The sequence below is a fragment of the Ensifer adhaerens genome (assembly GCF_020035535.1).
GTDB lineage: Bacteria > Pseudomonadota > Alphaproteobacteria > Rhizobiales > Rhizobiaceae > Ensifer.
In genome coordinates, this window is record NZ_CP083349.1 from 1,815,740 (window position 1) to 1,831,189 (window position 15,450).

Below are 15,450 nucleotides of genomic sequence, written 5' to 3' on the forward strand. Positions count from 1 at the left end.
CCGTCCAACCCCGGAGATCGTCATGCCGCACTTCAACAATTTCTCACAACAGCTCTTCGGCAAGCCGCTCAGCGAACTCGGCGAGATTGAGCGCCGCATACTCGCCCACGCGCGCGAGCGGCGCCCGCTGACCACCGATACCAATGCGGCTTTCGCAGCCCGGCAGACCTTCGGCGACAGGCTCGCAGACAGCATTGCCCGGGTCGGCGGCTCTTGGACCTTCATCCTTGCCTTCTGTGGCTTCCTCGTCTGCTGGGTGATCGTGAATTCGCTGCTGCTCCTGGCTGGAGCGTTCGACCCCTACCCCTATATCTTCCTCAACCTGGTGCTTTCCATGCTAGCCGCCCTGCAGGCGCCGATCATCATGATGTCGCAGAACCGCCAGGCCGAACGTGACCGCTTCGCGGCGTCCAAGGACTATGAGGTCAACCTGAAATCCGAAGTCGAACTCATCGCCCTGCACCACAAGGTCGACGATGTATTGCTGCGCGAGATCTCGGAACTGCGCGCCGACCTTGCAACGCTCAATCGCCAGCTCGAACAATACCGGTCATCGCCCGGGCAGGACTGAACGCCCAAGCCAGTCTGATCCCTGGTGCCGCCCCAAAACGGGGTATCTCAGCGGTTTTGCAGCCATCTCCGAATTCGCTATTTCGGGGGTATGACAGGCAAGAACTCGATTACCTTCATAAACACTAAATCAACCGTGAATACGCCTTTTGCAACATGTGCGAAAAGTATGACGATTCAACAACTTATCGGAGTATGAGAAAATTAATATTTGAGGACCATCGTGTGGGTGCAGGGACATTTGAAAAACACAGCAACGTGGGTACGCGGAGATGCTGCAATGTCCAACTTCAAGCGCCTTACAGGCGGCCAAGACGGCGCCGCTGCAATCGAATTTGCAATCATAGCGCCGCTCTTCTTCCTTTGCGTGCTGACCTTGATCGCCTACGGCGTCTACCTCAGCACAGCCCATTCCATCCAGCAAATCGCCGCAGATGCCGCGCGTACAGCCATCGCCGGACTATCGGAAAACGAGCGTGAACGCCTCGCGACCGACTACATCCGGCGCACGACGATGGATCAGGCCTTCATCAAATCCTCGCACATGACCGTCACCGTCAAGGCCGACGCCAACAACGCCAACCAGTTCACGGTGCGGATCAAATACAACGCCGCCGACCTCCCGATCTTTAACCTTTTCACATTCGCCATGCCGAGTAGCCAGATAGAGCGCTTTGCAACCATACGGGTAGGAGGGGTCTGAGATGTCGTGGAAATCGACGCGCATGCGCGCGCTGCTCCGATCGCGAGGCGCCAATGTGGGAATCTCCGCCGCCCTGGTCATGCCATTGGTCGTCACCTCCATGGCACTCGGCATCGACTACGGCTATCTGACCGTCCAGAAGCGGGAGATGCAGTCGACGGTCGACCTGGCCGCGATCGCTGCAGCGGCCAACATCTCGTCTGCCGAAAAGGCCGTGCTCAACCATTTCTCCAACAATGGCCTCAACTACGCCGTGGCAACGCCGAGCGGCTTGATGACGGCGGATGGCAAGCTACTGCCATTGAGCGATGTCGGCACGGGAAAGGTCGACGGCGTCGCCACACTAACGCGCGGTCGCTACGTCCCCGACCCTTCGGTCGATGCCGGACAGCGCTTCATCAAGGACGCCACGCCCGCCGACGCCGTGCAGGTTCTGCTGGAAAAGAAAGGCCAGATCTTCCTTGCCTCCATCTTCAGTGCGCCGCCGGATCTCAACGTCGTCGGTACCGCCGCCAGTTCCAAGATTGCCGCGTTCTCCGTCGGCTCACGCCTCGCCAGCCTGAACGAAGGGGTGCTGAACTCGATCCTCGGCCAGATGCTCGGAACCACCGTCTCTCTCAAGGTCATGGACTATGAGGCACTCATCGACGCCGACATCGACGTCCAGCCGTTCCTGAAGGTCGTTGCGACGAAACTCAACCTGACGGCCGCCTCCTACGAGGACGTGCTGAAGGCCAACCTGACCATACCGCAGCTACTCTCCTCGATGCGGCTCGTGCAGGGCCTGTCGGGCACCGTGACGGCCGCACTGAAGAGCATCGAACTTTCGACAGCCAGCAACAGGAAGACCGTCACGCTGGCGCAAATCCTCAATCTCGACCCGAAAAAGAGCCTGCAAGTCAATGCCGGCTCCGACTGGGCGATGAAGGTCAGCGCGCTGCAGCTCGTCTCTGCGGCTGCCGCAATTGCCAATGGCGAAAACCAGATCGCGCTCAACGCCGTGACCGGGCTTCCCGGCATCGCCTCTGCCAAGGTCAAGCTCGCCATCGGCGAACCACCGGTGGAGACGCCAAGCCATCGGCTCGGAACACCGGGGGCAGCGGTGCGCACCGCGCAAACCCGCCTCGCCGTCGAAGTCTACGTCGACGGCCTTGCGGCCCTTGCCGGCATTCGCATCCGGCTGCCGATCTATGTCGAACTCGCCTATGCCGAAGCGAAGCTTGCCGACATTCGCTGCTATGGCGGCACACCGGATAATGCAGCGGTCAGCGTGGACGCGGTACCCGGCGTAGCCGAGATTGCCATCGGCGACGTCGACCCGACGGTACTCTCGAACTTCTCGTCCGATGCCCGCGTGAAAAGGGCGCGCCTCGTCGATGCCCTCGTCGTCAAGATCGACGCGCTCGCTCATGTGGAGGCCCAGAACCTCAAGGCTTCGCGCCTGAGCTTCAGCCCATCCGAGATTGCGGCTCGATCGATCAAGAGCGTTTCCACGAGGGATATTCTCACCTCCACAACCCAGACGCTGCTGAACAATCTCGACCTCAACATCCAGGTCCTGTTCCTGACGCTCGGCAGCCCCACGATCATTCAACAGGCGCTAGCCCAGACCCTGGGCTCCGTCACCAAACCGGTCGACGACCTCCTCTACAACCTGCTCCTGCTCGTCGGCATGCGGGTCGGCGAGGCCGACGTGCGCGTCACCGGCGTCAAGTGCCAGCCGCCAGTTCTGGTGCAGTGACCGGGTTCAGTTATACGTAAGGGGCGCCTGACGATGGGAGGTCAGGCGCCCCTTTTTGAACAAAATCGGTTGTTCGCACGTTATGGGCAGGCTAATCCTGCTATAAGGGGTAAGGCTGAAGGCGGTTGGCGACCGGGCAACTTGAAAAATCAAGAATCGGGCGAGCCGCGCAAGCATCGGGGGGTGTGCGCAGCAAATGCGTGTCGTGGCAGAGCATGAAGGCGTTGTACCGGCTGGTGCACTTGCCTTCACCGCAGAAGATTTTCGTAATCATCCGAACTTCCGGGCGATCCTTCAGGCGAGCGCGCGGGATCTCATGTCGGTGTTCGACATCTTCCCGCGGGTTGCCCGTCTCGTCGCCTCTCACCAGAAGTGGACGCTGAGCCAGGCTGTCTATACGCTGCATCTCGAGCGCGACCCGGGTAATCCGGAAACCGGCATCACGACTGCGCGCCTCCTGAAATTCATGCACGAAATGGGCGGCGCCAGCCGCAACACCGCTGCGGCCTTCATCGCCGAACTGCTGACCTACAAGCTGCTGCGCGATACGGATGGCGGCCGCGCCAAGAAGAAGGTGCGCCCCCTGGAGCCGACCGAAATCAGCGAAGGGGCGATGCTGCGCTGGTTCATGAGCCAGATGGGCACACTCGACCGCTTCGACGGCAAGGGCCGCCTTCAGCGCGTCGAAGCCGACCGGACTGTCTTTGAGCGCGCCCAGCCGATCGCGACCCGCCTGCTGCTGACCGATCAGCGGTGGAGCGAACCACCGGAAGCTGTGGCCGCCTTCGTCTGGACCGAATGCGGCGGCCTGCTGCTGGACGATCTGATGTCACGGCCAGACAGCCTGGAACCGGTCGATGGCAAGGTCTGGCTCGAAGCGAGCCTCTCGGAACTCGCCACGCACTACATGATCTCGAACACGCATATCAGGCGCATTTTCACCCGTGCTCAGGATGCGGGCCTCATCGGTCGCGCGGGCGAGGGCCAGCGCGGGCTGTTCTGGCTAGGCGAACGCCTGATCGACGAATATTGTCAGTGGCAATCGGTCAAGATGGCCGGCCTTGCCAATGGCTTCGAACAGGCGGTCCGGCAGGCAAAGACCGCGCCGGAGTGATCGCTCAACTGCGCCCAGCCGCATATTTCGGCAAGTCGTCGCTGATCTCGTAGAAGTCGCCCTGATCGTCGCAGAAGATATGATAGCCGGCCTTGAGCGCAGTCGGCTTCTCGAAGGAGCCGGCGAGGATCGAGGTGTAGTCCAGCCCATCCGCCTTCCAGAACAGGGCTGAGCCGCAATGCCGGCAAAAGCCGCGGCTGGCGCTCTCGCTCGCCCGGTACCAGGTGAGGTTCTCCGTCCCCTCCACCTCGAGATCCGCGTCCTGAACATTGGTCGCGGCATAGTAGAGACCGGTCTGCTTCCGGCACTGGCCGCAATGGCAATAGATCAGCTCGCGCAACTCGCCACGCGCGGCAAAGCGCACCGCCCCGCAAAGACAGCTCCCCTTGTGAACGTCCGGCATTGTCCCCCCCCAAAGCAAAAATCGTTGTGCATCACCCTGTCATGCGGTTGATCAGGCGGCACGATCACGCGCGGCGTATCCTGCTCCAGACACGAAAATGCCGGGCCAGCTTCCAGAGCCGACCCGGCATTGTCAAATTCAAAACTCCCAAGTGATGTTCAGAAAACCTGAACGATGCCAGAGATTTAGATCAGCCGTTGACGACCATCTTCTTCTCGTCGCGGCCGCCCTTCATGCGTTCGGCGAGCAGGAACGCGAGCTCCAGCGCCTGATCCGCATTGAGGCGCGGGTCGCAGTGGGTGTGGTAGCGGTCGGCAAGATCGTCGCCGGAAAGCGCGCGTGCACCACCTGTGCATTCCGTCACGTCGTTGCCGGTCATCTCGATGTGGATGCCGCCCGGATGCGTGCCTTCGGCGCGGTGGATCTGGAAGAAGCTCTCGACTTCCGACAGGATCCGCTCGAACGGGCGGGTCTTGTAGTTGTTGAGCGTGATCGTGTTGCCGTGCATCGGATCGCAGGACCAGACGACCTTCTTGCCTTCGCGCTCGACCGCACGGATGAGGCGCGGCAGATGCTCGGCTACCTTGTCATGGCCGAAGCGGCAAATGAGCGTCAGGCGGCCGGCTTCGTTGGCCGGGTTCAGAAGGTCGATCAACTCCAGCAAGCCATCGGCCGTCAGCGACGGACCGCACTTCAGGCCGAGCGGGTTCTTGATGCCGCGGCAATATTCGATATGCGCATGGTCGGGCTGGCGGGTACGATCGCCGATCCAGATCATGTGGCCGGAGGTGGCGTACCAGTCGCCCGAGGTCGAGTCGACGCGGGTCAGGGCCTGCTCGTAGCCAAGCAGCAGCGCCTCATGGCTGGTAAAGAAATCGGTCTCGCGCAGGCTCGGATGGTTCTCCGAGGTGATGCCGATCGCCTTCATGAAGTCCATAGTCTCGGAAATCCGGTCGGCGAGCTTGCGGTAGCGCTCGGCCTGCGGGCTGTCCTTGACGAATCCGAGCATCCACTGGTGCACGTTGTCGAGGTTGGCATAGCCACCCATCGCGAAGGCGCGCAGAAGGTTCAGCGTCGCGGCCGACTGGCGGTAAGCCATGATCTGGCGTTCCGGGTTCGGAATGCGCGCTTCCTCGGTGAACTCGATGCCGTTGATGATGTCGCCACGGTAGGACGGCAGCGTGACATCGCCCTGCTTCTCGACACCCGACGAGCGCGGCTTGGCGAACTGGCCGGCGATGCGGCCGACCTTTACCACCGGCTGCTGGGCGCCGAACGTCAGAACGACGGCCATCTGCAGGAAGGCGCGGAAGAAGTCGCGGATCGTGTCGGCGCCGTGTTCGGCGAAGCTTTCGGCGCAGTCGCCGCCCTGCAGCAGGAAGCCTCGGCCTTCGGCAACATTGGCAAGGGCGCTCTTCAGACGGCGCGCTTCACCCGCAAACACCAGCGGCGGATACTTCGCGAGGCGCGCTTCGGTCGCCTCAAGCGCTGCCAGGTCCGGATAGTCCGGCACCTGCTGGATGGGTTTTTGCCGCCAGCTGTTTGGAGTCCAAGTCTGTGCCATTTCGATCACCTGTTGTCTGCCGCGGTTCTGTCCGCGCGGGTCGCGCCCTGACGGCCGTAGATGGCCGCCCGGTATTCGGAAATTTCACTCACATCCGCGTGCCCTGCCCCGGACGCTGAGCCCGGCCTTGTGCCCACCCAAGGCGGAAACGCCGCGGAATGCGGGCTTATAGACGTTAAGGAAACGCTTGGAAAGCCATCCTACCAGAATTCATTGCTTTGCAGCACGCATGGAACGCAAGGATATGTCCGCGGAGCGCACGATCCCGAAAGTCCTGCTCTCTATATCGAAAGAACGATGCGCCGTTTCAATGGGATAGTGGCATCCCTGATGCTACAGCCGCCGCCAAGACAGGCGACAGAATGTTCAGTGATCGTGCCCGGCGGCTTGGGGCCGGCAATGGCTGGCCCTCGCGTCCCAGCGCGCGCCTGTGCGTTCCGTGAGTGGCGCATCGGAACGCGTCGAGCGCGCGTCCGATCTGCACCGGTTAAGCAGGAAAGAGAAGACCGGCAGCACCCAGTGCAGGCCACGCCACTCCGGTCCGTCGAGCGGATCATCCAAGCCGTTGCATGACCCGCGGCGACGTTCACGCTGAAGAACGGTCCACATGACTGCCCAATGTTCAAACATGTTCTCGCCTCCTTTGCCTTGAGACACCAGGAGACCTAATGTCTTCGCCGGCAGCGTTGTAGGCGCACCGTTGAAAGACGTCTTTCATCCGCGAACGGAAGCCAGGGCGGACGACCCGCGCTACTACGAGACAGTGACCGCCATGGAGTGCTTATGGCCGAGGCAGCCTGGGACGATTTGAAACTGTTTTATCACGTTGCGACCGAGGGTGGGTTGAGCGGTGCTGCGACGCGGACAGGCTTGAGCGCCCCAACCATCGGCCGTCGCATGCACGCGCTCGAGCGCACGACCGGCAGGGTGCTCTTCATTCGCAGCCAGCAGGGCTACCGCCTCGCCCACGACGGCCAGATACTGTTCGAACATGTCCATGCCATGCAGAATGCCGCCGTGAACATCTCCGATTGGCACCGCGATGCTTTTGCGCTGCCGATCGTGTCGGTCGCAAGCGACGCCTGGGTCTCAGGCTTCGTCGCCGAACATTCAACGGACATCCGCGCCTGGGGTGACGCCTTTCGCTTCTGCTGCAAGCACGTACGTCGCGGCTTCGACCTGACCTTCCGAGAGGCGGACGTCGCCGTGCTGCACGAACAACCCCGCTCCGGCAACGTAGCGGTGCGCCGCTCGGTGAACATCGCCTATGCCGTCTATCGCGCCGGCAACATGCCGGAGCGTGACGACTTTCCCTGGATATCGATGGGCACCGAAGTTGCCTGCTCGCCGGCAGAGAGATGGGTGTTTGAAAACCGCGAGCAGCAGATCCACACCTGGACCGACAGCCCCGCCCTGCTCGTGCGGCTGATCCGCAACGGCGCCGGGCGCGGCATGCTGCCTGCCTTTATCGGCGACGGTGATCCGCTCCTGAAGCGCGAAAGCGGTCTGATCGACAGCCTGACGCATCCGTTGTGGATCGCGGCAAACGACGACGATCGCCGCCGCCCGGAAGTCCGGACGGTCATTGATCGCCTCGCCGATCTCTTCAAACGCGAAGAAGCGCGGTTCGCAGGCGCATCCGCCTGAAGGTCAGACCCGCTCGCCCTTGCGGATGCGATAGGACGGCGAATACATCGTCACCAGTTCTTCGGCCGCCGTCGGATGCACCGCCATCGTCCGGTCGAAATCGTCCTTGGTGCAGCCCGCCTTCAGCGAGATGCCGAGCAGCTGCGCCATTTCGCCGGCGTCGTGGCCAAGGATATGCGCACCGAGCACCTTGCGGTCGGCGGCATTGACGATCAGCTTCATGATCATCTTTTCCTTTCGGCCCGAGAGCGTCGCCTTCATCGGTCGGAACTCGGCGCGATACACTTCCAGCTCGTCGAAGCGGCGCGCCGCTTCTTCTTCCGTCAGGCCGACGGTGCCGATTTCCGGCTGCGAGAAGACGGCAGTGGCGATCAAGTCGTGATCCGGCGACACCGGGTTGTTCTTGTATTCGGTCTCGATGAAGCACATGGCTTCGTGGATCGCAACCGGCGTCAGCTGGACGCGGTCCGTCACATCGCCGAGCGCGTAGACGCCGGCAGCGCTGGTGCGCGAAAATGCGTCTACGACAATCGCGCCGCGCTCGTCCGTCTTGACACCGGCTGCCTCAAGGCCCAGCCCCATGGTGTTCGGCACGCGGCCGAGCGCCAGCATCACCTGGTCGACGGCGAGATCGCCGTGCTTCATGGTGTGTGCGACGCGCTTGCCGTCGGCATCGAGGGTGACCGCCTGGATGATGTCTTCGCAGAGGATGCGAATGCCCTTCTCTTCCATCGCCACATGCAGCCCGCGGCGCAAATCCTGGTCGAAGCGCGAGAGAATTTCCTTGCCGCGATAGATCAGCGTCGTCTCGACGCCGAGACCGTGGAAGACATTGGCGAATTCGACCGCGATGTAGCCGCCGCCGGCAATCAGGATCGATTTGGGCAGTTCCGCAAGATCGAAGGCCTCGTTCGAGGAAATGCAGTACTCGTGCCCGGGCAACGCGTCATGCGGCGTCGGATGACCACCGACGGCGATCACGATGCGTTCGGCCGTCACAGTCTTGCCGCTGTCGAGCAGGCGAACCGTGTTCGGGCCGACGAGCTCTGCGCGCGTATGCAGGATTTCGGCGCCGGCATTGTTCAGGCCCTTCTGGTAGAGCCCTTCGAGCCGGGTGATTTCCTGCTCCTTGGCGGCGACCAGCTTCTTCCAATCGAACGTGCTCTCGCCGACCGACCAGCCGAAGCCGGCGGCATCCTCGAAATGCTCGGAGAACTGCGACGCGTAGACATAGAGCTTCTTCGGCACGCAGCCACGGATGACGCAGGTGCCGCCGTAGCGAAACTCTTCCGCGATCGCCACCTTCTTGCCGAGGCTCGCCGCCAACCGCCCGCTTCTGACACCACCGGACCCGCCACCGATTACGAAGAGGTCATAGTCGAACGCGGGCATGGGCAGTCTCCTGAAAGCAAGCGGGCCGGAATGGCGAAATGGAAGGCGCGCCGAACGATCGCGCGTTCGGCAAGCATCAGCGGCCAGCCGAAGGCCGCGCCGCAGGCACATATAGTGGTGCCACCGGCCAAAAGAAAAGCCCGGATCTCTCCGGGCTCCTCGAAACGTGATGAATGCCGCTGGCGCGTGATTATTGCGCCGGTGCCTGGACGGCGCCTTCGGCGGCCGGCTGCGTGCTGCCGACCTTGTCGTCGAGCGACTTGGTGGCTTCCTGGGTCAGGTCGCGCGAAACGCCCGAGGCCCAGATGTCGGCCGCCTTCAGCAGTTCGCGCGAGGCGATCGGACCGTCGTTCAGGAGCTTCTTGCCGGCAGCGGAACCGTAGAATTCCGTGATGGCGTTCAGCTCTTCCAGCGTAAAGGTCTTGGCATAGATCGTCGCGGCTTCGTTCTCGAGGTCGGCGCGGCGCGCGGCAAGAGCCAGCGCCTTGTCGTCAACCGTCGCGGTGATCAGTTCCTGATGGTTGGGCGAAGCCTGGATCAGGGTGTTCTTCAGCCGCTCAGCAAGGTTCGGCAGAATGTTGTCGAAGCTGTTGGTCACGCCGAGCGCTGCGATCGTCGCGCGCGCCGCCTTGATCTGCTCTTCGGAGACGTCCTGGGCCTGCACCGCCGGTACAGATGCGGAAAGCAGAACCGCGGTGGCAGCGAAAGTGCGGACAAGACCTGCGAGTTTGTTCATTTTTACCCTTGCTCCTGTGTTTGTCGCATGCTGCCCGGGCGATTGCCGCCGCCAGGCCCGCATGTATGGAAACCTGTTGTCTTTACCGCTCCCAGCCCGGTGCGGGCTGTCGGGAACCGGGTCAGGACGCAGTCAGAATGCGTGCCTTTTCCGGCCCTGCAATGATTGCCAGCGACGCGATATTGATGAAAAGCCCGTGCTCGACGACGCCGGGAATGGCATTCAGCTCTCCCGCGAGCGCATCTGCATCAGGAATACGGCCAAAAGATGCATCGAGAATGAGGTGTCCACCGTCGGTCTTGAAGGCGCCATCATGCGATTGGCGCACGGCGATTTCGCCGGAAAGGCCGAGGCGCGAAGCGACTTTCTCGATCGCGATCCGCGTTGCCACCTGTCCGAAGGGATTGACCTCGATCGGCAGTTTGAAGGCGCCGAGAACATCGACCACCTTCGATTCGTCGGCGATCACGATCATTCGCTGCGAAGCGCTCGCGACGATCTTTTCGCGCAGCAGCGCGCCGCCGCCGCCCTTGATCAGGCGAAGTTGGCCGTCGACTTCGTCGGCGCCGTCAATCGTCAGGTCAAGTTCCGGCAGCTCGTCGAGCGACTTCAGCGAAACACCGAGCTCGAGGCAGAGCCGGGCCGTCCGCTCCGAGGTAGGAACGCCTTCGATGCGGAAGCCCGCGGCAACCTTCTCGGCCAACAGCCGGACGAATTCCTCCGCCGTGGAGCCGGTCCCGATGCCAAGGCGCATGCCGTCTTCGACATATTCCAGAGCCGCAGCCGCGGCTTTGATTTTCATTTCGCGGGCGTCCATGCGCCAGTCGCTCCCTTGTAATTCCAACGGAGGCCTTTGCTGCAAACAGCGAACGGCCTGCCCGTTTTCCGCTGAGACACTTACACGCCCGGCGACGCAAACAAAAGTCAAAATGAAATTGCCGCCAAGGAATCCGTAGCGCTTGCGACGTGCACGCCCCATTGCATTTGGCCACCACTTCGCCTACCCGAACGGCAACGTTTCCGGTGCCATGAGGTTTTTTCGGTGTCATCTCCCACAGTCGTCTTCGATCTCGATGGAACGCTCGTCGATACCGCGCCAGACCTGGTCGCAAGCCTCAACCATGCCGTGACCCAGGCCGGCATCGCGCCGGTCGGCTACGCCGATCTCACCCATCTCGTCGGACACGGCGCGCGCGCCATGATCGAGCGCACCTTCGCACTTCGGCAAAAGCCGCTCGCTGAAGACGTGCTGGAATGGCAGCTCAAGGAGTTCGTCGATTTCTACCACGGTTCGATGCCCGGCGATTCGCTGCCCTATCCGGGGCTCGTCGACGCGCTCGACCGCCTCTCCGGCGCCGGCTTCAAGCTGGCGGTCTGCACCAACAAGCCGGAAAAACTGGCGACGCGTCTGCTCGAACGCCTGGGGCTGATCGAGCGCTTCGCCGCGATCTCGGGCGGCGATACCTTCGAAGTGCGCAAACCGAATGCCGAGCACCTGCTGAGAACGGTCACCAATGCCGGCGGCAAGGCCGAGCGCTCGGTCATGGTTGGCGACAGCCTCAACGACATCCTGGTAGCGCGCAACGCCGCCGTGCCCTCGATCGCAGTACCCTTCGGCTATTCGGACGTCCCGGTCGAAAGCCTCGAACCGACCAAGATCATCGGCCACTTCGATGAACTGACGCCGGACCTGGTCTCGGCACTGCTCGAAGCCCGATAACAGAACAGAAAAAAGGCCGCTCGAAGCGGCCTTTTCTTTTTCTTCTACCTTAGCCTTCGGCTCTGCGGGCGCCCCGCGTCGCGTCAAAAGCGCGGTTCATGTACATGTCGCGCTCGTAGACGTCGTTGTAATATTCGACGACCCCGTCCTTGTTCGGCCAGGCCGTGAAGTAGGCGACATAGACCGGCACCTTCACCGGCACCTGCAGCGCCTTGTTGCGACCACCGGCGATCTCCTTGCCGACATCCTCGACACTCGTTCCAAGCACCGCCGCCGCCATCCGGCGCGGATCGGCAAGCCGCACGCAGCCGTGGCTGAGCGCGCGGTTGTCACGCTTGAAGAAGCTCTTCGAGGGGGTGTCGTGCATGTAGATTGCATGCGCGTTCGGGAACAGGATCTTCAACTCGCCGAGCGCATTGTCGCTGCTCGGCGGCTGGCGCACTGCAACCGAAGCGGTCGAGCCGTTCCAGTTGACCGATGCGGAAGGCACCGGCCGACCGCCGACCTCCACCTGGTAACCCATGCGATCGAGATAGTTCGGGTCGCTGCGGAGCTTCGGCAGCATCTCGTTGACGATGATCGACTGCGGCACGCCCCAGTACGGATTGACCTCGACGGTCTGAATCTCGTCCTGGAAGAAGTAGGTCTGGTTCGTCTTCGAGCCGACGACGACACGCATCGAAAACTGCTCGGCGCCCTTGTCCGTATAGGTGGCAGTAAAGGCCGGCTGATTGATGAAGACGTAGCGATCGCCGAGGCCGTCCGGCAGCCAGCGTGCCTGCTCCATGGCGATCTCGAGCTTGTTGATCTTGTTCGCCACGCTGTCGCCGCCCGTCAGGAGGCGCACCGATGCCTGGCCAACGACGCCGTCAGCCTTCAGCCCATGCTCCTTCTGGAAGGCCTCGACCACCGTTACCAGTTCCGGCGTGTATTCCGGCGTTCCCTGGTACGCGGCAAGAACCGTCGCGTGTTCGGCCTTCAGCGCTTCCGATCCGCGCAGGCGGATGCCGGCGATAACGTTGGCAAGCTCAGGATTGCTCTGGCCCGGCTTCAACAGCGTATCCGGCGCGATCTCGACGCGCTGTTCGGCACCCGTTTCCGCCCGCAGCTTCTCCAACTCGACGGAGAGTGCGGCAAACTGCGCGCTCTTCGGGTTCTGGTCGTTGAGGAGCGTGGCGACATCTTCGCTCGCCGACAGCTTGTCGAGAAGCGGCGCGAGTTCGACCGTCTTGCGCTTGAAGTCGTGGTAGCCGGAGATCTTGTTCGGATCGATACGGCCACGCACGGTGTCCTGTGCGTAGGTCAGCGTCGCGGCCGACAGCGAGATCTCGAACTGCAGCAGTTCCTTTTCGCGGGCAATCATGTCGCCGCGATCGAATGTGTCCGACGGTACGTTGACGGCGTAGTCCTGCGGATCGAGGCCGACCTTGGCGGCGTCGGCGAGAACGGCGATCGCCGCCTTCGCCTTGGCATTCACGCCTTCGGCGCCAATCCAGATGTAATCCATGCGGGCGCCGTAGTGGGCCTCGACCGCCTTGGCGACGTCGCCCGAGGCACGCACGTTGATGCCGGGAAGGAACTGCCGCGCATCGGCCAGGGGCGTACGCAGCATCGGCGGCAAAGCGTCGTTGCGAACGGAACCGGTGACCACCGGATCGAGCAGCTTGTCGGTGGCGATCCGGCGCAGCGCTTCGGCCTTGTAGGTGTAGTATTTCGGTCCGGTGACCTTCGGCAGCGGCTTGGCAACCATGTTCTGCTGCGGGTCGATCATCCCGCCCAGGCCTGGGAGCGGCTGGGCAGGCTGCGTCTGTTCGGCGGAATCCGATTTCTTTCTGCCCGCCCGGATGAAATCGCCAAGCGAAAAGGCCGAAGCCGGCCGCGCATCCATGGTCGCGATCGCACAGCCGCTCATGAGCGCCACAATCGCTGCCGTCTTTATTACTCTCATATGAAACTACGTCCCCGTATCGCGTTGTCGCCGAATTCGGCTGAAGCCAGATTCTCGCCACGCCCTCGTGCACCGAAAGTTATAGAAAAGGATGGTGAATGAAAAGGAAACGCGCCCACGAACATCGACCTTGAATCTCCTTCTGCGCCTCAACAAACGCTTCGATTCCATAACGTTCGAAGGGGGATAAAAATTTGATCCATATGGATTTTATTTCAGCATGAGGTGATAGGCCGGCATCAGCAGCCGATCGGCGCCGGAAAAGTACGCCCCCGCTGTGACCGAAACATCACAACGGCTGCGGGGGCAGGAAGCACGCGAATCACATTCGCTGCCGAGCCGCCATGTTGCACTGCAACGTTTCAAACGATTGTAGCATGGCAAGCCGTGCCGCGCCCCTTTACAAGCTTCGGCAGGCGGGGCAGAGAGAGGCCCGGCACCCTGGGGAGTTTGCGCCATCCGGTCCCTCGCCCAGGCTTCATGAACCGCATGATCAAGGCAGGTATCACGATGACATCGACGCGCACGGAAACAGATACGTTCGGCCCCATCGAAGTGGCAAACGACCGCTATTGGGGCGCCCAGGCCCAGCGCTCGCTCGGCAATTTCAAGATCGGTTGGGAAAAGCAGCCGGCCTCGATCGTCCGGGCGCTCGGCATCGTCAAGCAGGCTGCCGCCCGCACCAACCAGGCGCTTGGCCGACTGGATTCGACCGTTGCCGATGCCATCGTCAAGGCATCGCAGGAAGTGATCGACGGCAAGCTGAACGACCACTTCCCGCTCGTTGTCTGGCAGACAGGTTCTGGCACTCAGTCGAACATGAATGCCAACGAGGTCATTTCGAACCGCGCCATCGAGCTGCTCGGCGGCGTCATGGGCTCGAAGAAGCCGGTGCATCCGAATGACCACGTCAACATGAGCCAGTCGTCCAACGACACCTATCCGACGGCCATGCACATCGCCTGCGCCGAGCGCGTCATTCATGACCTGCTGCCGGCACTGAAGCATCTGCACAAGGCGCTGGAAGCCAAGGTCAAGGCGTTCGACCACATCATCAAGATCGGCCGCACCCACACCCAGGACGCAACGCCGCTGACCCTTGGCCAGGAATTCTCCGGCTATGCCGCCCAGGTGGCCTCCTCGATCAAGCGCATCGAGATGACGCTTCCGGGCCTTTGCGAACTCGCCCAGGGCGGCACGGCCGTCGGTACCGGCCTCAATGCGCCCGTCGGTTTTGCCGAGAAGGTCGCAGAAGAGATCGCCAAGATCACCGGCATCGCCTTCACCACGGCGCCGAACAAGTTCGAAGCGCTCGCCGCCCATGATTCCATGGTTTTCAGCCATGGCGCGATCAATGCGACGGCCGCAGCCCTCTTCAAGATCGCCAACGACATCCGCTTCCTCGGCTCCGGCCCGCGCTCGGGCCTCGGCGAACTGTCACTGCCGGAAAACGAACCCGGCTCGTCGATCATGCCCGGCAAGGTCAACCCGACCCAGTGCGAAGCGCTGACCCAGGTCTGCGTGCAGGTCTTCGGCAACCATGCGGCGCTGACCTTCGCCGGCAGCCAGGGCCATTTCGAGCTCAACGTCTTCAACCCGCTGATGGCCTACAATTTCCTGCAGTCGGTTCAGTTGCTCGCCGATGCGGCCGTGTCCTTCACCGACAACTGCGTCGTCGGCATCGAAGCGCGTGAAGACAACATCAAGGCAGCGCTCGACCGCTCGCTGATGCTCGTCACCGCGCTCGCTCCGAAGATCGGCTACGACAACGCAGCCAAGATCGCCAAGACCGCGCACAAAAACGGCACAACGCTCCGCGAAGAAGCCGTCGGCGGTGGCTACGTGACGAACGAAGAGTTCGACGCGGTCGTGCGCCCGGAAACGATGATCAGCCCGGCCTGATCCATTTTGA

At 62.2% G+C, this 15,450-nt stretch carries 13 protein-coding genes; 7 read left to right on the forward strand and 6 right to left on the reverse strand.

Annotated features, from left to right (window positions below; all coding sequences use genetic code 11):
• The first annotated feature begins 22 nt into the window (after positions 1–22).
• The 4 genes from LAC81_RS08885 to LAC81_RS08900 all read left to right on the forward strand — a co-directional run bounded on the left by LAC81_RS08885 (position 23) and on the right by LAC81_RS08900 (position 4,128).
• Positions 23–571, forward strand: coding sequence for a DUF1003 domain-containing protein (locus tag LAC81_RS08885; protein ID WP_223727525.1), 549 nt, complete (start codon positions 23–25; stop codon positions 569–571).
• Between the two features lie 279 nt (positions 572–850).
• Positions 851–1,273 carry a TadE/TadG family type IV pilus assembly protein gene (locus LAC81_RS08890; protein WP_223727791.1) on the forward strand — a complete coding sequence of 141 codons (423 nt, stop codon included), beginning with the start codon at positions 851–853 and terminating at the stop codon, positions 1,271–1,273.
• 1 nt (position 1,274) lies between these two features.
• Positions 1,275–3,014, forward strand: a complete 1,740-nt coding sequence (locus LAC81_RS08895; RefSeq protein WP_223727526.1) for a TadG family pilus assembly protein — start codon at positions 1,275–1,277, stop codon at positions 3,012–3,014.
• A 196-nt stretch (positions 3,015–3,210) separates the two neighbouring features.
• Positions 3,211–4,128, forward strand: a complete 918-nt coding sequence (locus LAC81_RS08900; RefSeq protein WP_113540109.1) for a hypothetical protein — start codon at positions 3,211–3,213, stop codon at positions 4,126–4,128.
• 4 nt (positions 4,129–4,132) lie between these two features.
• Here the strand turns inward: LAC81_RS08900 and LAC81_RS08905 are convergent, their stop codons facing one another.
• Together LAC81_RS08905 and LAC81_RS08910 are read right to left on the reverse strand one after the other, a co-directional pair.
• Positions 4,133–4,531, reverse strand: coding sequence for a GFA family protein (locus LAC81_RS08905; RefSeq protein ID WP_223727527.1), 399 nt, complete (start codon positions 4,529–4,531; stop codon positions 4,133–4,135).
• A gap of 190 nt (positions 4,532–4,721) precedes the next feature.
• Complete coding sequence (locus LAC81_RS08910; protein ID WP_113540145.1) at positions 4,722–6,095, reverse strand: class II 3-deoxy-7-phosphoheptulonate synthase; 1,374 nt, start codon at positions 6,093–6,095, stop codon at positions 4,722–4,724.
• Between the two features lie 783 nt (positions 6,096–6,878).
• Between LAC81_RS08910 and LAC81_RS08915 the strand changes: the two genes are divergently transcribed.
• Complete coding sequence (locus LAC81_RS08915) at positions 6,879–7,742, forward strand: LysR family transcriptional regulator (RefSeq protein ID WP_223727528.1); 864 nt, start codon at positions 6,879–6,881, stop codon at positions 7,740–7,742.
• 3 nt (positions 7,743–7,745) lie between these two features.
• Here LAC81_RS08915 and gor read toward each other — a convergent pair whose 3' ends face one another.
• From gor to rpiA, 3 genes are all read right to left on the reverse strand, one after another.
• Positions 7,746–9,134, reverse strand: a complete 1,389-nt coding sequence (gor, locus tag LAC81_RS08920) for a glutathione-disulfide reductase (protein ID WP_223727529.1) — start codon at positions 9,132–9,134, stop codon at positions 7,746–7,748.
• Positions 9,135–9,324: 190 nt separating this feature from the next.
• Positions 9,325–9,870, reverse strand: a complete 546-nt coding sequence (locus LAC81_RS08925; protein WP_113540113.1) for a DUF2059 domain-containing protein — start codon at positions 9,868–9,870, stop codon at positions 9,325–9,327.
• 121 nt (positions 9,871–9,991) lie between these two features.
• Positions 9,992–10,687 carry a ribose-5-phosphate isomerase RpiA gene (gene rpiA, locus LAC81_RS08930; RefSeq protein ID WP_113540114.1) on the reverse strand — a complete coding sequence of 232 codons (696 nt, stop codon included), beginning with the start codon at positions 10,685–10,687 and terminating at the stop codon, positions 9,992–9,994.
• Positions 10,688–10,912: 225 nt separating this feature from the next.
• Here rpiA and LAC81_RS08935 point away from each other — a divergent pair, with 225 nt between their 5' ends.
• Positions 10,913–11,590: an HAD family hydrolase gene (locus LAC81_RS08935; RefSeq protein WP_223727530.1), complete on the forward strand. Its 678-nt coding sequence runs from the start codon at positions 10,913–10,915 to the stop codon at positions 11,588–11,590.
• A 49-nt stretch (positions 11,591–11,639) separates the two neighbouring features.
• Here the strand turns inward: LAC81_RS08935 and LAC81_RS08940 are convergent, their stop codons facing one another.
• Positions 11,640–13,538 (reverse strand): L,D-transpeptidase family protein, encoded by a 1,899-nt coding sequence (locus LAC81_RS08940; RefSeq protein WP_223727531.1) that lies wholly within the window; start codon positions 13,536–13,538, stop codon positions 11,640–11,642.
• A 510-nt stretch (positions 13,539–14,048) separates the two neighbouring features.
• Between LAC81_RS08940 and fumC the strand changes: the two genes are divergently transcribed.
• The gene (gene fumC, locus LAC81_RS08945; RefSeq protein WP_162768898.1) at positions 14,049–15,440 is read left to right on the forward strand and encodes a class II fumarate hydratase; all 1,392 of its coding nucleotides are present in this window, start codon (positions 14,049–14,051) and stop codon (positions 15,438–15,440) included.
• Positions 15,441–15,450 lie beyond the last annotated feature (10 nt).

Coding starts and splice junctions, on each gene's coding strand:
- LAC81_RS08885 (WP_223727525.1), top strand. CDS start 23: ATGCCGCACTTCAACAATTTCTCACAACAGCTCTTCGGCAAGCCGCTC.
- LAC81_RS08890 (WP_223727791.1), top strand. CDS start 851: ATGTCCAACTTCAAGCGCCTTACAGGCGGCCAAGACGGCGCCGCTGCA.
- LAC81_RS08895 (WP_223727526.1), top strand. CDS start 1,275: ATGTCGTGGAAATCGACGCGCATGCGCGCGCTGCTCCGATCGCGAGGC.
- LAC81_RS08900 (WP_113540109.1), top strand. CDS start 3,211: ATGCGTGTCGTGGCAGAGCATGAAGGCGTTGTACCGGCTGGTGCACTT.
- LAC81_RS08905 (WP_223727527.1), bottom strand. CDS start 4,531: ATGCCGGACGTTCACAAGGGGAGCTGTCTTTGCGGGGCGGTGCGCTTT.
- LAC81_RS08910 (WP_113540145.1), bottom strand. CDS start 6,095: ATGGCACAGACTTGGACTCCAAACAGCTGGCGGCAAAAACCCATCCAG.
- LAC81_RS08915 (WP_223727528.1), top strand. CDS start 6,879: ATGGCCGAGGCAGCCTGGGACGATTTGAAACTGTTTTATCACGTTGCG.
- gor (WP_223727529.1), bottom strand. CDS start 9,134: ATGCCCGCGTTCGACTATGACCTCTTCGTAATCGGTGGCGGGTCCGGT.
- LAC81_RS08925 (WP_113540113.1), bottom strand. CDS start 9,870: ATGAACAAACTCGCAGGTCTTGTCCGCACTTTCGCTGCCACCGCGGTT.
- rpiA (WP_113540114.1), bottom strand. CDS start 10,687: ATGGACGCCCGCGAAATGAAAATCAAAGCCGCGGCTGCGGCTCTGGAA.
- LAC81_RS08940 (WP_223727531.1), bottom strand. CDS start 13,538: ATGAGAGTAATAAAGACGGCAGCGATTGTGGCGCTCATGAGCGGCTGT.
- fumC (WP_162768898.1), top strand. CDS start 14,049: ATGACATCGACGCGCACGGAAACAGATACGTTCGGCCCCATCGAAGTG.